The following is a 22,358-nucleotide window of genomic DNA, read 5'->3' on the forward strand; positions in this document are numbered from 1 at the left end:
TGCATGCGCGGGGAGATGGGTTTCGGGATTCGGCCCGGGTGATGAACCATTCTCGGATTTTTCTAAGCATTTGGGGTCTGGTCTTCTGTGGTGGGCTCCCATTCCGAGGGGACGGTCCATTCGGAGGTTGGGTCGGGGGCAAGGTTCTCGCTCTCGCTGTCGTGGGTGGGTCCCGGGGATGTCTCTGGGCTGAAGCGTGAGCGTACGATGCCGTCGGTTCCTACGCGCCAGTGGCTTATCCTGCCGTTGGATGCGGGTTTGTTGACTCTGCCGAGGTAATCGGAGATGACTTGGTTCGCGTAGGCGTTGTACCTTTCGGCGTAGGCCTTGGCGTTGTCTTGGAGATAAGCGGTGATGGTTGGATCACCGCTGGTGCGGGCTACTCCGTGGATATAGCAGTGCAGTCCTTCACCGACCATTGGGATGAGTGCGCGCAGGTAGTGTTGGGTCTGCCCCGGGATGCGATGGTAGTCGTGCTCAGCATCTGCTGCTTGCTGGTGGGCCAGCAGGCACATTTTTTCCAGGCTTTGGGTTTCCTCGTCGAGGTTGGACTGTTCTTGGCGCAGGTGTCGGAGTTCTGAGATGAGGGCCTGCTTGTTGTGGAGAATTTCCGTGAAAATCAGCAGTGCCAGGCACAGTGGAAGTGCGATGTTGAGAAGGATGAGCATGACTGTTCCCAGCGTGTCCAGGTGGACGCTGGTTAGACCGCCGGCGACGATCTTGCCGCCGCTGTGTTGGGCTGCGGTGAGGGCAGCTTCGACAGCTCCCTTCATGTAGGTGTAGCGGATCCAGGCGAAGCCAGCGATGACGAGTGCGAGAAATCCTAGCGCAGTCCAGGCGATGGCTTTCCCTATCGTGCGTGTCCCTTTGGAGGACATCAGGGCCGGCGCTGCCTGAAGGGGGACGGCTATGGTGATGAACGTGATCAGGCCGGCGAGGAGATAGGTTTTCCACTCTTCCTCGCCCAGCACGAATCCGGCCAGAACGTTGATGGCGAACTCCCCGATGGCGCCGAGAGTGATGTATGCCAGTAGCTTCGGACTCCAGGTCCGCGTCCGCTGACGCTTGTCCTGTCCCGGCTTAACCGGCGAGGTCCTGAGCTCGATGTCGGGTACGTAGCTCTCGTGTGCACGGTCGGTCATCCTGCTGAGTAGGACGTCCACTTTCGCGTCTTTTGTCTTCAGCGCTGCCCGTGCGCTTTGGAGGCGACCTGTGAGTTGGGTGGCTTCGGCACGTGCGCGGCTGACGATGTGCATGGCCGCGCGTTCGTCCTTCCACTGTCTGATGAGGGCGCCCCCGGCGTATTTTTCCAGCCAGAGTTGGACCTTGTGCTCGAACAATAGATGCCGGTCGGGGTGGAAGGAGTGCTTGTCGTAGAGCCCTTTGGCCGCGTCTTGGGCGCCTTCCTGATCGCAGGCGTCATTGATCTGCGACTGGCTGGCGCGTTCGTCGATGTCGGGGCCTTGGACGAGGTTAAGAGTGTCCAGATCGAAGTCCTGTGGTGGAGTGTAAGGCATGTGAGGTTCCCTTCTTATTGTGCGGGGTTTTCCATTTGTCGTGTGGAGGTGATTAGGACCTTGCGGTTCAGGGCAGCTTTTCCTGCGACCAGCTGGCCATGGGTGTCGAGGTCCGATATTCGGCCCGGGCAGTTCGGGCCGTAACCATCGGTGTGGAGGGTGGAAGTGACGCCGAGTCCGCGCAGGACCGTGGCGACGGCTTCGGCCCTGCGCTGGGAGAGCGTCTTCATGCTTTCGCTGGTGGACATGGGATCGAGCGCGGTGCAGCCCGTGAGCCAGATATCGGGGTGGTCGTTTCTGTTCAGATCCGGTGCGATGGCTGCCAGGACGGTTCGGGCCTTGTCCTTGTCAGCGAAGGAGGCCAGGTTGGGGTTGAATCTGAGTTGCGTTTGGGGCAAGGTCAGCGCGACTGGGGCAACCGGCGTGTCGGTGAAATTTACGGGGGTGACGGGGGGAAGCGGAGGTGATGCTGCGTCTCCGGGGGGGAAAATTTCGTTGTTGAACTCCACGGTTCCCCCGCCTGCGGTGATGATCGCTTCCCAGAGTTGCTGGAGTTTTGTATGCGCCCAGATTGGAAGGGCAGGCTGCGGCGCGGCGACCTGCCCGAGGCCCCACCAGGTGAAATGGGTGCCCTGGAAGCGCGGCTGATTGCCTGAGGCCTGGAGTTGTTTCACCAGGCTGTTGACATCGGTCTTCGTGGAGAGCAGCCCGGTCTGGAGCATGACTGGCCCGCTGGTGGAGACACCGCTGTCAATGATGAATACGGACTTGCTGGAACGGCCGGCCGTGTCGAGGGCGGCTAGGGTGTTACTTTCGTTGACTGTTGCGCGGGATGCTGCGATAAGCCCTACCGCGGAAGAAACGTTGGACTCGGTCGAGTCGGATCTGGTCTTCGGATTCTTGTCGATAACGGCCAGGTCTGCCGACCGGGCAGCCGTGGGTGCCCCGTCAGCGGGAATGACGGTAACGGTGAGGCTGGAGGAGAGCTTGTCGTGAAGGCTTTTCCCCAGGGATGAAAGATTCAGTACCTGCCGGTCCTGACCGTCAACGGAAATCTTGGAAAACATCGAGGGTTCGCCTTGCCTGTCGCCAGCGATGATGGCGAGGGTGGGTGAGGAAGCGTCCGTGCCTTGGGGTGTGGCTGTGGAAGAACCGCTGCAACCCGTGAGGATGAGGCAGGCAGCGCTTACGGCAGCAATGCCTGAAAGTATCTTTCGGTGAGGGGAAGCGGAGAACATGGGTTGCCTTTCACAGAGGGGGGCCGAAGCTTACGTGGCTGGATGTCCGGGGCGGGGTCCCTACCGTTGGGCCCGCCGCCCCGGAGTTTCAGTTGAACCAGAACTGGCCGTGCTTGCCATAGGTATCGCAAACGAGCCGCTGTTGCGGCAGTGTTTGCATTGCTTTCCGTTGGCTTTCAGTAGCTGCATTCGATGAGCAGCGAATGGCACTTCTTGCATTGCTTACCCGAACTTGTTCGACACTTCCTCTCTTCTGTGGGGGGGGGTGCTTTTCCCGGGTGTTCACTACTACCGGTCCGACTTGTCGGCTGTGACAGCGATCGGATACTTGATCCGGCGACCGCGAATTGCTAGGGCTGCGAGGTTAGGTGCCATGCGTGACAGTGAGGGCATTGGTAGCTACGAGTTTCGTGTCGGCGTTCTGCGAGGATGCCGTCCCGCTTGTCCAACGCAAACCTGCGCAGTGTGAACTCGGCGGCGGCCCGGTCGCGGAATTGCCGCTTACCCATGGAAGGGCAGATGTCCCAGGCCTGCTCGTCGTAATGAGCATGGAGGCCGGGACGGTAGGTCCTGAAGCTGGTAGTCGACATCGTTTTCTCCTGCATCGAAGTGATGCAGCTAATACGGCGCGGAAATGGTTATCGTGACACAGAAAAAAAGATTCGCCAGATCTGTCACAAGTCCGCATACTGAGCGGTATTAGGGACTGTGAGCTCATGGGAACAGCGGCGATGGCCTCAAAGTTCCAGCCGGCACGTAAAAGACGCTGGTAGCGTCCGCAGAAGATTTGGCTGGTAACCCTGTCACGGATCACATCAGCGGCCGGTACTAGCAGATGTGGCAGATACCGGCTGTGGCGGTTGGAGCTATCCTGCCCAATGGATGAAGGAGAAGCCATGGGACCAGCGGAGACACACGTCATTTTGACGCTCTTTATTGACTCCACGCACTTAGCCCCTTTTATGGTGCAGAATTCAACCAAAATGCAACAGGAAGAAAGGGCAGTAGCGCATGGAACAGGAAGCGCATGATTCGACGGAAGACATCGACTCGGCCGAAGACATCGAATCGGTCTATAAGAAAGAGACGGGGCCGGGTCACGCGCGCGCTAAAGCAGCCGCGCTGCAGTTTGAGAAAACCACCCAAGATCAACCGTTCAATCAATTCCTTGATGAGCAGTACCGTCTCATCAACGGAAAGCTTGTTGGCAAGCTAACCAAAGAACTCGGTTACGACGCGGCCCTCGATGTGGCTGGACAGACATGGACAAAGGCATGCCGATCCCTCCACCGTTTCGATCCCGAAAAAGGGTCCTTCAACAGCTGGCTTTGGAAGATCGCTCATAACTCCAAGGTTGATCACCTCATAAAGGTGGGAGATCGCTGGAAAAAAGAGCTCGGCCAGGACATCTCAGAAATGTGGAACGAATCACCACGCGATGTTTACGCTCACTACGTCCCCAACCCTGAAATGATTGCCATCCGTGCCGATCTTGAAGAAACGATCGCAGGCCTGGGCGAATACCTCAAGCTCGACAGCACGCAACAACAAATCCTGTTATTCCTCCTCTACTCGCCCGATGATGAGGAGGAGGAAGCCATCTCTAACGCGGACCGGCAGCGTCGGACCCGCCTGCGGAAAAAGATTGACGAGCTGACGGGCCTGGATCCGGAAGAAAAAGAAGCAGTACGCCTGATGCGCCGCCACCACAGCTACCAGAACATCCTCTCGGCCCACTCCCTTGACGAGGCAGCGTTCAAGATAACGTACCGGCGTGCCTGTGACAAACTACTCAGACTTCTCACCAAGGAAATCGAAGGAAACGAACCCAATGACTGACTTCCCTGCCGCCCCGACGCTGATCGAGGTAACCCCGGTGGAAACAGGCAACACCAATCCGCTCCACGTCGTCCTGGCACGTAGAGCATGGCTGGAGAACCCCCGTGTCACGGTTTCCTACGACCCTGCAGAGGACACCCTGATCCTCCGCTTTGTCATACTTCCCAGCACATATTCGATGTCCACTGACGAGCCCCTGTTCGCCGGATTCGACGCACTGGGCGAAGGTGCTTGGCCGACCACAATAGCCGTCAGCTCTGCATCGCAGGTTTTCTTTGAACAATCCCGCGCTATGACGAATCTTCGACACCTGATAGGCGAAATGGTGTGTGGGGCTGTCAGCGAGGTCCTGGACTCGGCCAAACCCCTGACTTCCACGGTTGAACTAACCGTCGAACAGGGTTTCGACCTTCACCTGCGATGGGATGCAATGACGACCGTGCTCGACGCGATGAGCGCCGAAGCAATGACCGATGACATCCTGAAAACCGTTCTGCTGTCCTGGACGGTGGAACTGGCTCCCGCTCTGCTCCGTGACGGGACAGCGAAAAAAACCATCGACCCGAAGAAGCTGCCAGAATCGATCCGCCGATCCGCTGCTGTTACCGACGATGCCCTCTTCCAACGGCTCGTTGGTCGCAAGCGACGCCCTGTCGAACCGTGGTCGGTTGCCCGCCTCGATCTGGATCACAAAGGCGAAGATTATCTCGTTTCAGTGGTAATTCCTCTCCCGCAGGGACCGGCAGTAAATACGACAGTGTCGGCCGATATCACCATCAATGACCAGACGTGGAACGTCATCCTCGAAAAAGACGAAGCGCAGGACCGCGTGTTGTCCCGAAAGCTTGTCGGATGCCGCCTCATTCCGGCAGAGGCCCTCATGGTTGATCAGGGCGAGCCTGCGGAAAACTTCTCGATCGAGCTGAAGATCCATGCCACCCCGGCAGATCCGTCATGAATGCGCAGAGCAACACGTGGGAAGAGTTCTTTAAGCGATCAACCGTTGTGGACGACGCTGAGCTGAAAAAGGCTCGTTTGACCGAAATATGCCTCGCATATACCCAAATAACCCGGCCCCACACCTTCGGCGACCGGCCGGGAGGGTCCCCGGCGGGGCGGCCCAACAGGGAAACGGTTCGCAAGGCAGGTAGCGTTTTGGTGGCGTCAACATCAGAGGACGCTGCCGGGTCATCCGATACTGTGCGGTACGCCATCGGCCTGATCTCGGTCAACGCCGCCCCTGCTTGGAATGGTGATCCCGCCGACCCGGGGCCGGAAATGAGTCTCGCCCGAGTGACTGGAGCAATGGCCGTCGACCAGGCAGCAACTGCCGGAGACCAAGATCTCCTTACCTGGGTGCTGCTGCAGGTTGCATCAGTGGCCCGGCGGGCAAATGATTTCCGGGCATCCCGCGACCTGGCTGAGAAAGGCTTGGCTGCAGCCATGACATCACCGCGGTCAGGGTACGGGCCATGGTCCCTGATGGAGGCCGCAGGAAACCCCGATTGGGCCGAGGAAGGCGACATCTACCGCCAAGTTGTTGCTGTGTCCGTTGCCAAACTGCTGGCAGCGAACAATTCCACATTGGGGGACTACCTGAAATGGAAGGAAGCTCTCGAACATCGATATCGATTTGCGGCGTCGATCCGCTCGGAGCGACCGACTCTCTATGCTCAATCCATTTCAGGTTTTGCCGGGCTTGCGAGATCCGTCGGAGACCGCCGCGCCCTCCTTCGAGCCGAACAGGAGTTGGAGGACTTCATCGTGAACGACGGTTCTTATAATCTGAAAAGAATCCTCTTAGCCTGTAAAGCGTCTTCCGCTGATTCCATGCGGGACTGGACGGCGATGCATGCCCTCAATAAGGAACGTTTGCAGTCCGTGCTCCTCTCAGTGGAAGAGCAGGCACGTGCTTCAGGTGTACCGGAGCCCCAGCAGAATGTTGAAGATGTGCTCTCCTTCCTGAAAGAACGGGGGGATCGCGTTTTTACGGCTGCCATAGGCAATTCCTGCCTTGGACAGGCAATGGCCCTCTTCAGGAAGGGTGATACGAGAACCAATGGGGACATATACGCACAAGCGATGGGATTACTCGACATAGCCGAAAAAGCATACGAAGGATACGGGAGCAACGGCTTCGCGGCTACGCGCCTCAGCCGTGCAAGAATCTCGCATGCCGCGCCGGACGGCAGGGGGATATCGGATGAAGCAGCGGCGGCCGAATACCTGACGATAAGCCGCACTGGCCATACGGGTGGCATAAGAAGGAATGCTGTTCTGGACGCTGCGATCATCGCTCCCCCCGGTAATCCATCTGTAGCCGAACGTATTCATGAGCTGTTGGAGGATAGCCAATCGGCCCACCCGAAACTGCGGGCAGCGGAAGCCATCTGGTACCACAAGGCAGCGAGAGCGGACGTGCCCGGATTTACCTGGGCCCAAGTGGAGCGTTTGGCGTTGGATGCGGCAAACGCGCTTGTGGTTGAAGGTCGGCCTATCGATCCCTTGCTTGCCGTTGATTGTTGGCTCGCCGCCGTTGAAGCTCACAAAGAAATGCATGGCAGCCAGCAACTGGACATACGACTTGAGCGACAGTTGCAGGCCGTTTGCTTGTTGGCCATGCATTTGGTGACCGTGACGTATGCCTCTGAACGTGGTCGGGTTGCACGACAATATTTTAGAGTTTTCGCTGTTGCTGCCGATATGGCCACACGACTGGGCAATGCCGGTGCTGCCGAAATCATCATGGAAGCAGCGAGGCGTGATCGGGTGGGTGTGCTTCTCGGTGAGCTATCCAGAAACCCCCAGGTCCATGAATCCATCCGTCTGGCCGCCCAGCAAATCGTCGTCGCCAACACTGCCGCCCCCGACGTACCCGATAACGTCGATACCGGTTCTTCCGCTCTTTGGACCACAAGATCGATGGCCGACATCAGGACCAGCCAGGCGATGGCCGCGGCCGATGCAGCCAAGATAATAGGACCTGCATCGACCTTGGCCGACTTCAACGAGTTCCCGAAAATCCGATCCGGCCAGATCGCTATTGATACCAGTATCAAAGGCCGTCCCGGGATAGTTCTTCAGCTGTTCAGACCAGAGGACGGCAGCAACCAGAAACAGGAGCTGTTTTGGGTTCTCACAAGCTCCATCGATAAGGGGCAACCAGTGTCCCAGTGTGGAAAGACCATCCTTCCGGTGAACCCCAGCACGCTCCCGCCGGCGGTTGACGCCGCCTTCTGGACTGAGCTCTACCAGCTGTCGGAATACCTCCTTCCCCAACCGTTACGTGAGCTGCTGTCTGAGCGGGCCCCGGGCAGTTCTGTCAGCTTGACCATAGTTCCCACCGGTTTGCTCAACATCCCTTTTGATTCGCTGGTCGTGGACCAGGACAAAGGCCTGATGCTCATCGACTGCGCCACCGTGATCCTTACCGGTTCACTCGCGGTAACTGACTCCATCGTCAAACCCGGCACCAACGATGGTGCAGGTTCCTGGATAGGGGTCTATGACACCCAGCGGCTCCCACATGCTGAGAAGGAAAGATCCGCAATGTTCGCCAGTCATCCGTCCGCCACGACGATAAACACGGCCGAGGAACTTCACACGGTTTTCAGTATTGAAGGCCAACGGAATGTCGAGGTCCTTACGTTGGCCGTTCACGGGACGGCTGATAGCTCGGGGTGGGGACAGAGTAAACTCATGCCGGATGGGTCGATACTACGAGCCGTCGACGTTCTTCGCTGGAACGCCCCGCAATACTGCGTCCTTTCCTCCTGCCACTCGTCCTTGGCGGCGAACGAAAGCACTGAGTTGAGTGGATTCCCCATCGCCCTTATTCTCCGTGGGGCAAGCACCGTTGTCGGTTCGCTCCACGAGGTTGATGACGCATCCACCGCGGAAATCATGTCAGCCTACTGGGCAAGGGCAGGCATCGGAACGCCAGCGGCACAAGCGCTGGCAGAAGCGAAGCGCGACTGGCTCGGCCGACACCCCGAAAGCAGGCACGCACCTTGGCTCTGGGCGGGACTTATCTCCTACGGCCGCCCATAACTAAGAGTTCCCTGAAGCTTAGAAATTGAGGACGGTGTCATTCCTGAAACTGCAGAAGCTGGCTGGCCCGCAACCTCGACGACCTGCGCTCCAAAGTTCAGAAACCGACAGTCCGCGGCATCCTGAAGGAAAGCCTCCTCTTCACCGGCGAAGACTCGTCCCCTGGCGAACCTGATGCTCTCCATCATGGGAGCGTTCGCGGAGTTCGAGCGTGGCCTCATCGGTGAACGCTAGCGCGCAGCTCCCCCTGCCTCGTCACGGGTCCGGATTCCGTCAATCATGATGTAGGGCCAGCTGCCCAGCCGTCACAGCCCCAGCCGGAGATGACATGCCAGCCGCGGGACTCGACGCGGTCCATTCAGTCATACCCGTCGCCGTTGTACCAGCAGCCCTCGACGGAGGCCTGTCCAACCTATGACGGAGGCCTGTCCAACCTATAAGGCCGAAGCATGTTTCCCCGCCCCGCAGGCCCCGACGAAGGGGGCGCTGGACAGGGTGGAATGGCCACTATAATCCGAAGGAATCTCAATGATGTTGTCAAGGGATGTTGGCGTGCCGCTCCCGGTGGCCCGGCCTTTGATGGCCCGGACACCTCAGAAGCTTTTAGCTGCTCCAGCCCGGGTAGGGCCTGCGGTCCCGTGCCGACAGTTCGGCGGTGGGGAGAGGTTGTCCGGGCCGTCGGACTGGCCGGAGGTCCAGTGGAAAAACACGTCAGCGGTGATCGCCTCGAAGCAGGCGTCCTGGGCCCGGAACCAGTATGTGGCGGTGTCACCTTCGACGTAGGCGCCGTAGCCGAACAACTCCCCTTCGGGTCGTGGGTCGGGCGCCAGCGAGGATAACCGCAGCGTCCGCTGCAGCCTCGGCCGTTCAAATTCCCAAATGGCAGTAGCTGCATACACGTACCACAAGCTACCCTCCGCCGAACAACAGGTAGTGCCAAATGAAGGACACCTCAGGGCAGCGCTGGAATGGGCAGAACCCCGGTTTGCCTCCGATGCCAATCGTGGTTAGTTATCTTTCCCGCAGTGCGGGCAGTTTACCGTAACTCCGTTCCACGACCGCTTGCCCCAGAATGCTCGTTGGCAATGTCGGCACTTATGAACCTCCGTGTACTCGCCCGTGCGAGAAGAAGATGCTGTCTCAGCCATATCTTCGCTTTTCCTTTCGTGATCGGTTATTGGTACAGGGTGGTTGGTTGTTTCGGCTCAGCGGCACGCTCTCCGGACCGAAGGATCCCCCAGGAATGGACCCGTTCTCAGGCGCCAAGCAACGGTCTACCCTCTGACTGCCGCCGCCGCTTGTTCTGCAACCTTTACGCTCTTGGAAAGAGATACGGTATTTTTGACGCCGCCAAAGGCTCGAGACATTCCGGCGTCACCTAGGGCTACGAGCTTCACCTGGCGCTGGTTTCTTTGATTAAACACGTACACCTGTACGGCCCACGATCCAGCCATGCCCTTCTTTTCAGCCAGCAGTTCGACCTCAGCCTTAGGACCGGAATCAAGAAGTCCACCTGTATTGGACTGTAGCGGTTTGAGCTCTGCTCCCCTGAACACGTCTTGGAGCGCTTGCTTGATTTGCTCAATACTGACCGCTGTAGTAAAAACAATTTCTTGAGTCTTCATGCCGCGAGCATAGCAGGCCTAAGAAGTTCCTACCACGGGAACCGCGTTGACCATAATGATCCTGACGCCCACTCCGGCGCTGCCCGAAGTGGGCGATAAACACACCCTAAATCTGAGACACGAAATGGACCGCTGCGTGCTTAGATGTGTTCTTTTTTTGATGTGGAAGCAGGTAAGGACACGGCGGCCGGCTGCGTAACCTTCCCCCACCGACTGTTCTGCACGAACCCGTGCCAGAGGTTGGTCCCGCATCGGTTCCGTTACCGGTTGTCTTTAGCCAGACGGTGACGAAAGCAGTTTCAAACTACGAACAATTCCCGTGGCTGCAACTGTGCCGGGATGTAGGGATTTTGTGCTGGATTGCCTCGTTACACGCCGGGCAACGCCCGTTCGTGTTATTCACCTTGTCCTGACATGCACATGCCATAAGAATTCAACCTTCCAATCGTTGCTTTACATTGGCCCTGATTCACCTATGGAGACTGGTGGAAGAGAGGGTCAAGCATGTATTGCGCTAGATCGACGTCCCGCAGCCGATGCAGGTCGTAGAGTTCGCATTGTTGTTGGCCCCGCACTTCGCGCAGACCTTGGGTTCGCCCTTTGTTGCTGACATGATGTCTCCCTGCCTTCTGTGGATGCAAGAAATACTATGGCTTGAGCCCGATAAAGGGAATAGCCGGCGTTGACTCACCAAAGATGCATGCATAGCTGCTATCAAAGAATCATTTGATAGCGTCGGCGTAACGGTGAGGATGCCGGGCTGGTCCGGCATTGTGAGCCATGGAGCTTGCGAGGACTCAGCGCAGAGCCGTCGCCGTTCGATGTGCCAAGTCTGATCGTGCCGCCAAGACGCTCACTCTGGATGAGTTGCGCGCCCTGACCAGGCGGCACAGGGACCACCCGGAACGTTTTTGAGGCAGGCGCCGGTCCTCAAACGGGGCGAGCCACGGCCACCACGTCCACTGCTCTACGGTGAAGAGGTGATCGAGGCAGTGGGGTTCTGCTGGAGGGGTTTAGGACCCACTGCGGGCGGTTACTGGTCGCTGCCCTGCCGGATCTGGTGCCGCGGTTGCGTCGGTTCAAGGAGCTCGTCATCGACAATGTGGCGTTGCTGCTGCTGAAGATTGCCCCGGTTACGATCGACCGCCGGCTCTAGGCGGGCCGGGCGAAACTGGATCCCGCGGCCGGTCCCACACCAAGCCGGGCACGCTGCTCGATCCTGATGCGGACCCGGGCCAATTGGAACGGTGCGGTGCGGTGCGGGGGTTTGTCGAGATCGACCTGGTCGATCACGAGGGAGGAAACAGCACAGGGAAATTCTGTTTCACCCTGACAATCACTGACATCTGCACCGGCTCAACCATCGTCTCCATAGCGCTTTCCCTTCGCTGAGCACCTGGATATGACGAAGATAACGCCAGAACTAGGAAACACCAAACCGTGGAAAGCAGCTTCAAACCCCGGAACACGCGGTGCCAGTACCGTGACTCGGCTTAGCGTTTTCCTCGGCATAATCGAACTACGCCGGGGCGCTGGCAGGATCAGGGCAAAGACAGCGTGGCTGCGGGGTCGAGGAGGTCCAGCCGTCCGGTTTGGATGGCGGCAATGGCAGAGCCATAGTGTCCCCACGCAGCCACATGGTCACCTGTGACCGTGCCATCCGGTACAAGGTTAGAGGTCGCTTGTTGAAGCCCAATGAGCCACTGGGACTGCTTATCCCAAACCGCAGCGTTGTGCGCCACGGGTGCCAGGGAGGCAAGGACTTCTGGCATCAGGTGCGCCATGGGTTGGCCAGCCTTGGTCAGTTCGATGGCCTTGTTCAGGGTGGCCACCAGAATCGCCTCAGCCTCGTCGGCCCATCTCGCGGGGGAAAGGTGTTCGTGTTCAGTCTTAGGTGCGTCCAGCTTGGCGGCGAGGTCGGAGTGGAGTTGGACGGAATGCTGTGGCGGCCTCTGGGTCCAACGAGCCTCGCGCACGTCACGTTCGAGGACCTGGGCGGAGTCAAGGAAGGGCTCGTGGAGGAGTGTGCCGTTGCCGTCTTCGAGGGTAATCCTGGCCAGATGGTCTCCGGCTCCATATGCGCTCTGATAGTCGTCGCTGACCCCTGCAGTGGTCAGGGCGAGGATCTCCCGACCGTCGGGGGACACGGACGGAAACCAAAAGTAGGGGAACTTCTTCAACATTGGCATATCAAGTGTGATCTGCGGGAACGTCCTGGTGTAGGAATTGGCGGCGAGGCTGAAAAGCCGCGGGACAACCTTTCCGTCTTCGTGCTCGATGGTTAGGAGACTGGACTCGCCGAGGGGCCACCAGGCGGCGTTTGCCACCTCAAGACTCAGCCACCGGCCGGTGGCTGCTTCGATCAGTATGGATTTTCCGCTGGCAGTGGTGATCAGGATCCATGATCCGTCGCCGCTGAACCGGATCGGCTCGTTACCGGCGATCCCCTCGACCACAGTCAGCAGCCGGCGCTGCCCCGTGCCGTTGTATAGGGAGGCTGCTCCTGTGGAGCCACCGAGGAATTCGAGCGACGCGACGGTTCCAGTGGGGCCGTGAAGGTCGACGGACACTACATTGGCCTTCGAGTCCAGGGGGAGGAAGACACCGCTGCGTGACGAGCCGACGTAGAGGGTTGCCGATGGCCATAATAGGCCTCCGGGATGTCCTTGTTCCGTGAAGCTGAACGCGTTGCGTCCATCGATAGCACCTAGGTCGTGGGCGGGCGGCAGGTCCCAAACCTCGTGCGTGAAATGGCCGCTGGCAACGGTCCTTCCAGTGTTGGGATCGAAAGTGGCTGATTGGATGGTCAGCCACGATGGGGAGATCGGGGCGTCCCCTGATGCGCGCCACGTGTGTTCGAATCCTGATTTCCTCTTGGCGCGGAGCTGGTGGGCGAGGGCATTGACGGACTCAAAAGTAGACTCAGACTCGGGCACGGACTCGCGGACACGCTCGGTCGTGATGTACGGGGCCAAGGCCGGCCAGTGAAACGGCCGCAGGGCGGCGCTCTCCTCGGGGGCGGCCTCCAGCCGGTCCCAGAGCAGCCGACCGTCGGGTTCTGGCGGGAGTGTAGGAGCACTGGTGGCCTGACGTAGCTGTGCCATGCCCGTGGCAAAGTCGTCGGCTATGCGCTGACTGAGCTCGCTGAGGCCTGTGGCGTCGATCTCGTCCGGAACAGGCAAGACATAAGCAAGTGTCTCCTCGATGCGCTCGAGCGAGTACGGTCCCTGCCCGTCCAAAGCCGGGTACCGGCCAGTGCCCTCCGATGCGAGACCAAGGCCTAGCATGAGGATTATCCTGCCGTCGATTAGACCGAAAAGCACGTTCATGTCATCGCCATCGACATCCCGGACCTGGCGCTTGTAAAGCTCCTGTCCCAGGCGCTCCCATAACCGTGCGGCGCGGCGAGCCCAGAGCGGTAACGTCATGTGCCCGTCAGAATTCGGTCGGAGATGGGAGAACTCCGGGACTTCCCAAACTGGGACGACATCGGCACCTGCCACAATGTCCACCACGGCCGATGTCGTCGAACCCAAGTTCACCATCTCCATTTTCAGAGGCAGGGAGGCGACCTGGAACGGCTTCAGGACCGCTTCGAGAATGAAGCCAGAGTCGGAGCCTGGCCCACAGACCACAACGAGAGCTGACCCTTTGGGTCCATCGACCGCGGTCCATATCGTTTCAGGGTCCCGGTCCAGCCGAAAGAAGCCGCGGCCCCAATGGCTCGACCTTCCCAGCGCTGGGGCGATCCGAACAACCTCTCTAAGCAAGATTTCTGCACCGCACGGTGCGGTCAGTAGAACGCTCAGTCCCGAGCCTTCCAAGAGGAGGTAGAGAAGCTGACGCGGATTCGTCTGGTCGAGCCCTGGATTCCGTATGGACGCCTTCTCGCTGAGGACTTCGGACTCCGGTGTTTTCGAGGCCACGGGCTGTCCCGGCCCTTTTTGATCTCTCCTGCCGAAAAGGCCCATGGCCTGCCCCCTCCAAGTCCCTAACTGCCCGTGCGTTGAAGCAGTGGTAGTGGTGTTGGCGCGAACGGCGCCGGTGGAATAACTACTACCACACACACCAGTTCTACGGACCCCTTACCGGCAATGAGAGCACCATCTGATTCCAGATTACGGAAAGGCCATTGCCCACGTTTCCTTTCCAGTGGCATCGAGACCGCTGGAAACCCTACGACGCATGGAACAGTGAGGAAGAAATACGGCAAGCCATTCCTCAGTCACAATCGGGGAGGATCTGTGACGTGCCTTGTTTTCGTGGCGAATTCATTTAACTTTAGGCTAAGAGGCTAAAGACCCGTTTGTCATTTTTCGAAGTCGTCTGCACGGGACCGATCCAGCTCGGTTGGCCGAGGCACGGCCAAGGAAGGCCGCGACCAGGTACGAAAACACGGTCCCCAGCTACTACCCGGAGGCGAACAAACTCAAGGAGCCGCTGACCGATTTAGAACGGGAGCAACAGCGCAAGAAGCAATAGCCAGGCAGGCCGAGGCCAACGCTTCACGAGACCGCAGCAGCGGCGCACACCACGGCGACGAAGCACGCGAAGAGCACGGCAGGCCGGACGAAACAAGGACAGGGCCGCTGACGTCAGGTTTGACGGACCCTCAGCGGCCGAAGAAGCCTGGTACCGGGACACGTCCTAACCCACCCACCCGAAGCACAAGAGCAATCCGCAATCGTGACCGAAGAGCGACAGAAGAACGAACGCGCCCGGAGACCGGGCCGCCTGCGCGCCGGACTAGCCTAATGACTCTGTCGTACGTAAAGAAACCCTCACCGCAAAGATTCGCACCGTCGGCACCCCCCGAAAAAAGGCATCCAAGCGCGACAGTTTGCAGAGTCCCAGCAAAAACACCCCCATCACCACGCCGCCGAGGAAGGCGAAACCGTAACCCAAGTCCACGCCAACTTACCAAAGAAGAACCAGGCTAAAGGCAAGCAAATATGTCGAACGGTGTTGCCGCCGTGCATCGGAAGGTGAGAGGAGACGTGGAGTGCCTGCGAACCCACGAGCGGCAAGGCTTGTCCATCACGATGTATCTAGCAGCGGGTCGTCCAGACTTCGACAATAGAGAGGCGGCCCAAGTTAGCACCGTGGCCGGCAGTACGCGTGTAGACAACTCCGGAAAACGACACAGCGGAATAGGGGAATAAGACGAGAAAGACCAGAACGCTCTACAGCTTCCCTTGACCCGCTCGAATTGCCGATTGGATCTCTGGCCCCTTGTTTCCTGCCGGATCGTTGATTGTGGTGCGCCATGGGTGATCGGAAGAACTACGCGAAGCCACAACCTCAACGCGTCCGCTGCCATGATGCGTTACATGGACATGCGGGTAGGCGATAGTAGGCGACCCATTCTTTCCGACGAAATATTCAATCTTTCCACCAGCAGTCAACCTAGAATAAAACTGCTCAAAGCCATTTGCGCGCTCCATGCGACTCCTAAATCAGTCGTTCGTTCTCCGAGGTGAAAATCTCAATCATCTGATTCGCCTCATCAATTTGCTCTTGGTATGTATTAAGAACCATTTGACGCACGTGAGGTGCAGCGTCCGTCATCTTGACCAAAGCATCATCGTACTTGTGCTGCGCTTCGGCGAGCATCGTCTGCGCGCTAGCGATGTTCTTGTCATACTTTCCCAAATTGATTCCTTTACATTGCCGTGGGTTTGTAGTCTGTCAACAGAATGAAATCCATGTCAATGGCAATTTTCGGCTTGAAGGAGTCTGGCGGATGCACTTGCGCGGTTGAACGATGCCGTGACCGCGTTGCAGCTACACAGCGGCTCTCAAGTCAGGTGATTCAGATCTTGGTTGATTAGCCGTATCTTCGACTCTTTAAGCGTCGAAGATAGGCTAAGAACGCTTTCTTTCATCGGCTTAAGGTTCGTCCGACTCCGCGGATCTCGGGGATGATGATGGCACGGGATGTCTGGATCTTCCGGATGATTTGCTTGCCCTCGACCAGCGACGGGGCACGGTAGGTGGCGGCTCGTAACTGTTGGGCGCCCTGTCAAGCCACTTAGACCTCCTCGTAACGGGCATCGGTGTCGATCTCCTTCTCCAACGGAACACGTTGTTTGTCCGTCAACCGCTCTCGGCCGCAGCGCCAGGATTTGATTTCCGTTAAGCGAGTCTGCCTTGTGGCCGGCCGCCCCCGTTGTGGGTCAGGCCGACCATCCCGGCCAGTTCCTTCGGTCCACCGCGACCTTAGTCGATCGGCTCGATGCACGCGGCGTTACCACACGTGCTCGTCCAAGGAGATAGCAGCAGGCCAGAATTTCGTAACTGCTCGCCGGCTTGCGGCTGTTGACCAGTGTTTCCCTACGGTGCTGAAAGATCCGAGCGAGGTCACCGAGTTGACAATTGTCTCCGGATACACGTGCGCGAAGTTGAGGCCTTGGCCGCCATCGTGTCCCCGGACGCTGCCGTCCGGCACGTGGAGACCCCGGGTGTAGCGGGTTGCCGAAGCCACGGACACCGGGATGCCGGCGAACATCAATGACAATGTGAAGTGCGGGTGGCGTTGAGTCGGCAAGTTGGGGTGTACTCCAACTAGACGTCAGGCATGATGCCTTCTCGTCTGTCAGAATGAAGTCTTTTTCAATTTATTGACAGGTGTTGTCGCGGGTCTCGGATCTCATTCTGACGGTTTCAATCCTGGGGGTACTGTAAGCGGTCAGCGTCTGGGATGCACCCGGTTCAGCAGCCTGAACCGAGGAAACCCGCGGATCCACACCACCACTGATGACCTGCCAGCGGGCTACGGGGACCTGTTGGCGTCACTGAAGTCCCGGGTCTCGGATGCAAGGGGGGTCCAAGCGCGGCGAACGGTCAACTCGCTGCTTATCGGGCTCTACTGGTCTCTTGGCGAGGACATCCTTGTCCGCCAGGACAGCCAAGGGTAGGGGAGCGGTGTCATCCGACGGCTGGCAACTGATCTGGGTGCTTCGTTTCCGGATATGAAGGGTCTTTCGTACCGGAATCTGCAGTACATGACCGCGATGGTCCGCGCTTGGGGCGCGGATGAAAATGTGCCACAGTCTGTGGCACATTTGCCGTGGGGCCATGTCTGGACGATTTTGGACAAGGCCGCCACAGCCAAGGAACGGGGACTGGTATGCCGCAGCGGCCGCCCAGTACGGCTGGTCCAGGAACGTGCTTCTAAACTGAAGTTACGTTGGTCCTTTCCAACGTAACTTCCGGCTATTGGGGGCTGTCGCTTCGGTCATCAGAGGCGCGGCCTTCACTGCGCGTCCGCCGGCCGGTGCGGGCAATGCCGGCCGGCACCGGTTCCCAGGTCCTGCCGTTGTTGTGCCGGCGTTGGAGGCGGCGGACTTCCTTCAGAACTGCAGCCTCGATGAGCTCGGAGATCGAGGCGTAGCCCTCCACCGCTCCAGCGGCAAGGAACGCAGCACGGATCTGGTCCGCATCGACCGTTCGGAAGTAGGGGCTAAATGAGTCCGGCTTTGCCCTGCTCATTACCGGTTCGTTCCCGACGTTGCCGCAGCAATCCCACGAGAATGATTTCTGCGGTCAAGGGCGCGCGTCAGTGAGGTGACGGTGAAGTCCGCGACCGCCGTTCCCGAGCTGGTGAATCGCAGCTCGGGAACGGCGGTGAAACCGGCACCGACGGTGGTTGTTCTCTCTCCGGCCAAGATGCTTGCCTCCTCCTTCCTAGCGCTCTTGCGCGTAGTCGAACAGTTCGTTGACTCGTGTGGCCAGACGGTCCTCGTAGATTTCCCCGAGAAGGACCGCATTGGCCATCATGTAGGGCTCCTCGTCGGGGTTGTCTGCCGGTATTTGGCTTTCAGCCAGGTAAAACCTGCCTTCCGGCCCGCTCAGCGGCCGCTCCAGTCGAAGCATGCTGTCGACCAGGAACCTGATTTCAGGATCGTCGTGCATCCCTTCGGGGATCTGGCGCCGGGTGAGGAGGTCGGTGATTTCGTCGTCGTTGAACATGATAATCAGATCCTTAAGTCCGGTGCCGGTTCCAGTGAGGTTCGTTCTGCCTTGGTATACTTCAATTCTACCATCTTTCATATGAAAAACAGGGTTTGTTCCTTGAATTCCAGCGGTTTTTTGCCTATTTTATGCCCGGTTTCGTCACTGGCGTGCGCGGTGGTTGGCGGGTGTGGGGCAAGGCGTTTAGCAGCTCCCTGGGAGCCCCCTTGCGCCTGAAATCCTGCCGACTGCGTGCGGTTCCTGCGACTGCGATGGCTGGCGCATCGTTTGGAATCTGTGTCGTCATTGGCTGAAAGAAACCCGGCCCAGCGTGTTGGCGCGTCGACATTGAAGGTCTTGGACCATGGGAAACCCGGCCGTCAGCCCCGCAGCGGATACTCAGCACCACAAACACTCCTAAACAGCCCCGTGGCCTCACCTGCTTTCCCCCACCACAGACAGGCAACCACCACGTTACGGACAGCCAACAGCACAAGACGAGTAGCCGACCCGGCCACAACCTGCCAGCACAACGCCTTCGATTTCTCCCCGGGACAACAAGCTGAGCCAGCGGTCATGGAGGACGAGAGCCACAACAATCAATAACCTTGCCCCTCCCCCGCATGAGCACGGCAAAAGCTAAATCCTCCGGGCTTTTCCCGCACACACCCGGACGACGGGACCCAGCTGACCGGCTGCACACAACCGCCAGGACACCTTGGAACCAAGACTCACCACCGGGGCCGGCGATCATGCACAGCCTGGACGCGTGTATCACCAACGGCAAAGTCTCCCAGGGACTCCCACTTTTAGGAAAATCACCACCGGTGCTATTTTGTCCGGCGCCCTCGCCCCTGCACGGCTGCCGGCTCACGTCTCGAACCCTTTCCCTTAACACCATGATTAAGGAATAGTGAACCCATGGCTATTGATCGAACCATCGAAGAGCTGACCATCGCGCAGGCGCACGCTGCCTTCCTCGGCGGGGAATTCACTGCCGAGGATCTTGTCGGCGCCTACTTGGACCGCATTGAACTAATCGACCGGTCCGGGCCAGAACTCAACTCACTGATTTCCGTCTCGCAGAGCGCATTGGAAGAAGCACGCCAGCTCGACCGGGAACTCACCGAAACGGGCCGGCTCGTAGGACCGCTTCACGGCGTACCGATTGTCGTCAAGGATCAGATCGAGACCGCCGGCCTGCCTACGACATTTGGCAGCATCGCATCCGGTGATTATCAGCCCAAACAGGACGCACCCGCCATCACAAAACTCCGTAACGCCGGCGCAATCATCCTGGGCAAGACCACACTCCCCGACTTCGCAACGTCCTGGTTCTCGACCTCCTCCCGCAGCGGGGTGACCAAGAACCCTTACGACCTTGCACGCGACCCCGGCGGTTCATCCAGCGGGACCGCAGCAGCCGTAGCAGCTAATCTCTCACTTGTAGGAGTTGGAGAGGACACCGGAGGCTCCATCCGCCTGCCCGCGTCCTTCTGCGGCCTCGTCGGGCTCCGCGTCACCCCAGGGCTGATCAGCCGCGCCGGCATGTCCTCCCTGGTAAAACCCCAGGACACCTCCGGGCCAATGACCCGGACGGTGGAAGACACTGTCCGGCTCCTCGACGTCATGGTCGGCTACGACGCAGCCGACGACTACACCGCGGCCGCCGTCATTGCACGCCAAGAAAAGCCCTACGCGGACGCACTTCAAAACGCGACCCTCACCGGTAAGCGAATCGGGATTCTCCGCCAAGCCTTCGGCGACGACTCCGACCCGGACGGGGCCAAGGTCAACACGACCATCGAGGTCGCGCTTTCTGCTCTCCGCGACGCAGGCGCTGAGCTCATCGACATCACCATCGACAACCTCGACGATCAGGTCGGCTTCACGTCGCTTTACACCACACGATCACAGTCGGACATGAACGACTTCGTCGGTGCCCGCCCCGCTGCGGGGATCCCGTCCATGCGGCATCTGATCGAGACAAAGCAGTACCACGAGAAGCTGGACCTGCTCGAGGCGATCGTGGCCGGACCGGAACAGCCCACCGATGATTCCCACTACGTGGAACGTCTCCTCGCCCAAACCGCGTTCCAGCGACAGGTCATCGGAATCATGGCGCAGAACCAGCTCGACGCCATTGCCTTCCCTGACGCCAAACTTCCGGCACCCACACGCGAAGACATTTTCGCTGACCGCTGGACCTGCCTGACTTACCCGACCAACACGGTCATCGCATCCCAGCTCCTCTTCCCCGCGATCACCATCCCGGCCGGACAAACAGCTGATGGACTGCCCATCGGTCTGGAGTTCATGGCCGTTCCTTACGGCGAGCGGGCCCTCCTGGCACTCGCCGCCGCATCCGAAGCAACCCTGCAAGGACGAACGGCACCTGCCCTCTAGGACACCATGACTACCACCATCACCATCAACTCAGATCTCGGTGAAGACATCGGGATCCACTCGTTCGGCAACGATGACGCCATCCTGAAGATCGTCGACACAGTCAACGTAGCCTGCGGCATGCACGCCGGGGATCCCAGCACCATGGACCGTACCGTCCGGGCGGCGGCGGCAGCCGGCGTTACGATAGGCGCACACCCCGGGCTGCCCGACATAACCGGTTTCGGTCGCCGGAAGATGGCGATCACCACCGACGAGGCGCGCGACTTGGTGCGCTACCAAGTCGGCGCCCTCGTCGGCTTCCTCGCCGCCCACGGGACGCCATTGGATCACGTCAAACCTCACGGGGCCCTTTTCGGTATGGCAGCCTCCGATGAGAAACTCATGCGATCCATCTGCGAAGTCGCGGGGCAGTACGGTGTCCCCGTGTACGGGCTCGCAGGAACAGCCCACGAGTCGTCCGCTGAATCCTGCGGGGTGGAGTTCGTTGCCGAGTTCTACGTCGACCTCGACTACGGCAAAGACGGAAGCCTCATCGTGGAAAGAAGACCGAGGGAGCGCACTTTGGAGTCCGTGCGCGCCCGAACGATGCAGGCATTATTGGAAGGGACCGTCTCGACCGTGGAGGGCACGCTCGTGCCGGTCACCGTACAGTCCATCTGCGTACACTCTGACCTGGCAGCAGCGCCGGCAGTCGCAAAGACAGTCAAAGAAGCCATCGCGGCTGCTCTAGCAGCCAGACCAAAGGCTTAGAGCGCGGCTCCCCTTTCAGGGCCGACCGTTGCGGCCTTGTAGCACCTCACAGTGGGTGGCCTCCTTTTCTGCTGACAACCCCTCCTGAACCGGACTCCCTTAGACGCGAAGCCAACCGGGCACTGGGCCCTAGACTTCAACCTGTGATTACGCTTCCGGTGGATGACGAGGACGAGGTCCAGTACAGCCAATGGATCATGCGGCTCTTCGACCGAGCAGCAGAAATTGATGCGGCGCTGGAACCGCTGGTGGATCCCGTGGAGGGCTCGTCCCTGTTCTCGGACGACGACCGGTCACCCCATCACAACGTCTCCGGCTATGCGTATGGTCAGCTCGCCGTCGCAAGAGGTTGCATCGCGTCGCTCAGGCAAATGATCGTCCAGGAGTCGGAGCACAAGATTGACATGGTTGCCAGCCCTTTCGGTGCCTATGCCTTGGTAAGGAATGCACTCGACGCCGCGGCGGTCGCATTGTGGCTCTTGGAACCCGTCAACGGCACCCTGAGAATTAAGCGGAGGCTTCTCCTGGGGGTCGATGAGGTGGGTAAGGCCGCCTCCCTGCGAGACACTATGAGCCAGCCCTCGCCGAGGGCAAAGCGGCGGGCCAGATTGAAGGAAGTTGCCGGACAGGCAGGTCTGGGGGCATGGAACCCGCTCAGCGAGAGACTTCCGACGACGACGCAGATCCTGAAGCGCTTGGAAAGGTTGCACAGCAATGCCGTTTTCCCGTGGCTGGCAGCCTGGCAGCTCGCCAGCGGCCATGCCCATGGAAAGGTGTGGGCTCAACTCGCTTCCAATGAGCTACAGGAAGTCGCAGGAACCCGTACAGGGACCGGCGCACAGTTTCAAATGACCATCCGCTACGGCATGCTAGCCGTCGTGCTGTTTGAGGCGGTCCAATTGCTTGAGGCTGCTGGCGCCCGCTACGTCGAATTGTCCGGCGGTTTCAGAGATGGATCGCGTGACAGCGGCCATTAG

17 protein-coding genes and 1 pseudogene are annotated in these 22,358 nt (G+C 59.3%); 8 read left to right on the forward strand and 10 right to left on the reverse strand.

From position 1 onward, the window contains the following. Positions 1 to 62: 62 nt before the first annotated feature. Complete coding sequence (locus tag OS914_RS12820) at positions 63 to 1,517, reverse strand: hypothetical protein (protein ID WP_267546452.1); 1,455 nt, start codon at positions 1,515 to 1,517, stop codon at positions 63 to 65. A gap of 14 nt (positions 1,518 to 1,531) precedes the next feature. Next, positions 1,532 to 2,584 (reverse strand): OmpA family protein, encoded by a 1,053-nt coding sequence (locus OS914_RS12825; protein WP_267546453.1) that lies wholly within the window; start codon positions 2,582 to 2,584, stop codon positions 1,532 to 1,534. 1,182 nt (positions 2,585 to 3,766) lie between these two features. On the opposite strand from OS914_RS12825, the gene OS914_RS12830 reads away from it, so the two are divergent. The 4 genes and pseudogenes from OS914_RS12830 to OS914_RS12845 form a co-directional block, all read left to right on the forward strand. Next, positions 3,767 to 4,594 carry a sigma factor gene (locus OS914_RS12830; RefSeq protein WP_267546454.1) on the forward strand — a complete coding sequence of 276 codons (828 nt, stop codon included), beginning with the start codon at positions 3,767 to 3,769 and terminating at the stop codon, positions 4,592 to 4,594. Then, positions 4,587 to 5,552, forward strand: coding sequence for a hypothetical protein (locus OS914_RS12835; RefSeq protein WP_267546455.1), 966 nt, complete (start codon positions 4,587 to 4,589; stop codon positions 5,550 to 5,552). The genes OS914_RS12830 and OS914_RS12835 overlap by 8 nt, the downstream gene beginning before the upstream one ends. 242 nt (positions 5,553 to 5,794) lie before the next feature. Further along, entirely contained in the window at positions 5,795 to 8,644 is a 2,850-nt protein-coding gene (locus OS914_RS12840) for a CHAT domain-containing protein (protein WP_267546456.1), read from the forward strand. 62 nt (positions 8,645 to 8,706) lie between these two features. Next, positions 8,707 to 8,875, forward strand: a pseudogene (locus tag OS914_RS12845) (recombinase family protein); the annotation flags it as partial. Positions 8,876 to 9,237: 362 nt separating this feature from the next. On the opposite strand, the gene OS914_RS12850 reads toward OS914_RS12845, so the two are convergent. The 6 genes from OS914_RS12850 to OS914_RS12875 all read right to left on the reverse strand — a co-directional run bounded on the left by OS914_RS12850 (position 9,238) and on the right by OS914_RS12875 (position 15,921). Then, positions 9,238 to 9,543 (reverse strand): hypothetical protein, encoded by a 306-nt coding sequence (locus OS914_RS12850; RefSeq protein ID WP_267546457.1) that lies wholly within the window; start codon positions 9,541 to 9,543, stop codon positions 9,238 to 9,240. Between the two features lie 375 nt (positions 9,544 to 9,918). Then, the gene (locus OS914_RS12855) at positions 9,919 to 10,269 is read right to left on the reverse strand and encodes a hypothetical protein (protein WP_267546458.1); all 351 of its coding nucleotides are present in this window, start codon (positions 10,267 to 10,269) and stop codon (positions 9,919 to 9,921) included. A gap of 514 nt (positions 10,270 to 10,783) precedes the next feature. Next, on the reverse strand, positions 10,784 to 10,882 hold the full coding sequence (locus tag OS914_RS12860) for a zinc-ribbon domain-containing protein (protein WP_267546459.1): 99 nt from the start codon (positions 10,880 to 10,882) through the stop codon (positions 10,784 to 10,786). 539 nt (positions 10,883 to 11,421) lie between these two features. Further along, positions 11,422 to 11,562: a hypothetical protein gene (locus OS914_RS12865; RefSeq protein ID WP_267546460.1), complete on the reverse strand. Its 141-nt coding sequence runs from the start codon at positions 11,560 to 11,562 to the stop codon at positions 11,422 to 11,424. A 248-nt stretch (positions 11,563 to 11,810) separates the two neighbouring features. Further along, complete coding sequence (locus tag OS914_RS12870; RefSeq protein WP_267546461.1) at positions 11,811 to 13,820, reverse strand: WD40 repeat domain-containing protein; 2,010 nt, start codon at positions 13,818 to 13,820, stop codon at positions 11,811 to 11,813. Between the two features lie 1,900 nt (positions 13,821 to 15,720). Then, positions 15,721 to 15,921, reverse strand: a complete 201-nt coding sequence (locus OS914_RS12875; RefSeq protein WP_267546462.1) for a hypothetical protein — start codon at positions 15,919 to 15,921, stop codon at positions 15,721 to 15,723. Between the two features lie 1,319 nt (positions 15,922 to 17,240). Here OS914_RS12875 and OS914_RS12880 point away from each other — a divergent pair. Further along, positions 17,241 to 17,477, forward strand: a complete 237-nt coding sequence (locus tag OS914_RS12880; RefSeq protein ID WP_267546463.1) for a DUF1016 N-terminal domain-containing protein — start codon at positions 17,241 to 17,243, stop codon at positions 17,475 to 17,477. A 7-nt stretch (positions 17,478 to 17,484) separates the two neighbouring features. Here OS914_RS12880 and OS914_RS12885 read toward each other — a convergent pair whose 3' ends face one another. After that, positions 17,485 to 17,760, reverse strand: a complete 276-nt coding sequence (locus tag OS914_RS12885) for a ParB family protein (RefSeq protein WP_267546464.1) — start codon at positions 17,758 to 17,760, stop codon at positions 17,485 to 17,487. Between the two features lie 195 nt (positions 17,761 to 17,955). Then, the gene (locus tag OS914_RS12890) at positions 17,956 to 18,240 is read right to left on the reverse strand and encodes a hypothetical protein (RefSeq protein WP_267546465.1); all 285 of its coding nucleotides are present in this window, start codon (positions 18,238 to 18,240) and stop codon (positions 17,956 to 17,958) included. Positions 18,241 to 19,143: 903 nt separating this feature from the next. Here OS914_RS12890 and OS914_RS12895 point away from each other — a divergent pair. From OS914_RS12895 to OS914_RS12905, 3 genes are all read left to right on the forward strand, one after another. Next, a complete protein-coding gene (locus tag OS914_RS12895) occupies positions 19,144 to 20,628 on the forward strand; it encodes an amidase (RefSeq protein WP_267546466.1) in 1,485 nt (494 codons plus the stop codon). 6 nt (positions 20,629 to 20,634) lie between these two features. Next, positions 20,635 to 21,381 (forward strand): 5-oxoprolinase subunit PxpA, encoded by a 747-nt coding sequence (locus OS914_RS12900; RefSeq protein ID WP_267546467.1) that lies wholly within the window; start codon positions 20,635 to 20,637, stop codon positions 21,379 to 21,381. Positions 21,382 to 21,524: 143 nt separating this feature from the next. Then, positions 21,525 to 22,358 (forward strand): hypothetical protein, encoded by an 834-nt coding sequence (locus tag OS914_RS12905; RefSeq protein WP_267546468.1) that lies wholly within the window; start codon positions 21,525 to 21,527, stop codon positions 22,356 to 22,358.

The sequence above is a fragment of the Arthrobacter endolithicus genome (genome assembly GCF_026627425.1).
Classification (GTDB): domain Bacteria; phylum Actinomycetota; class Actinomycetes; order Actinomycetales; family Micrococcaceae; genus Arthrobacter_M.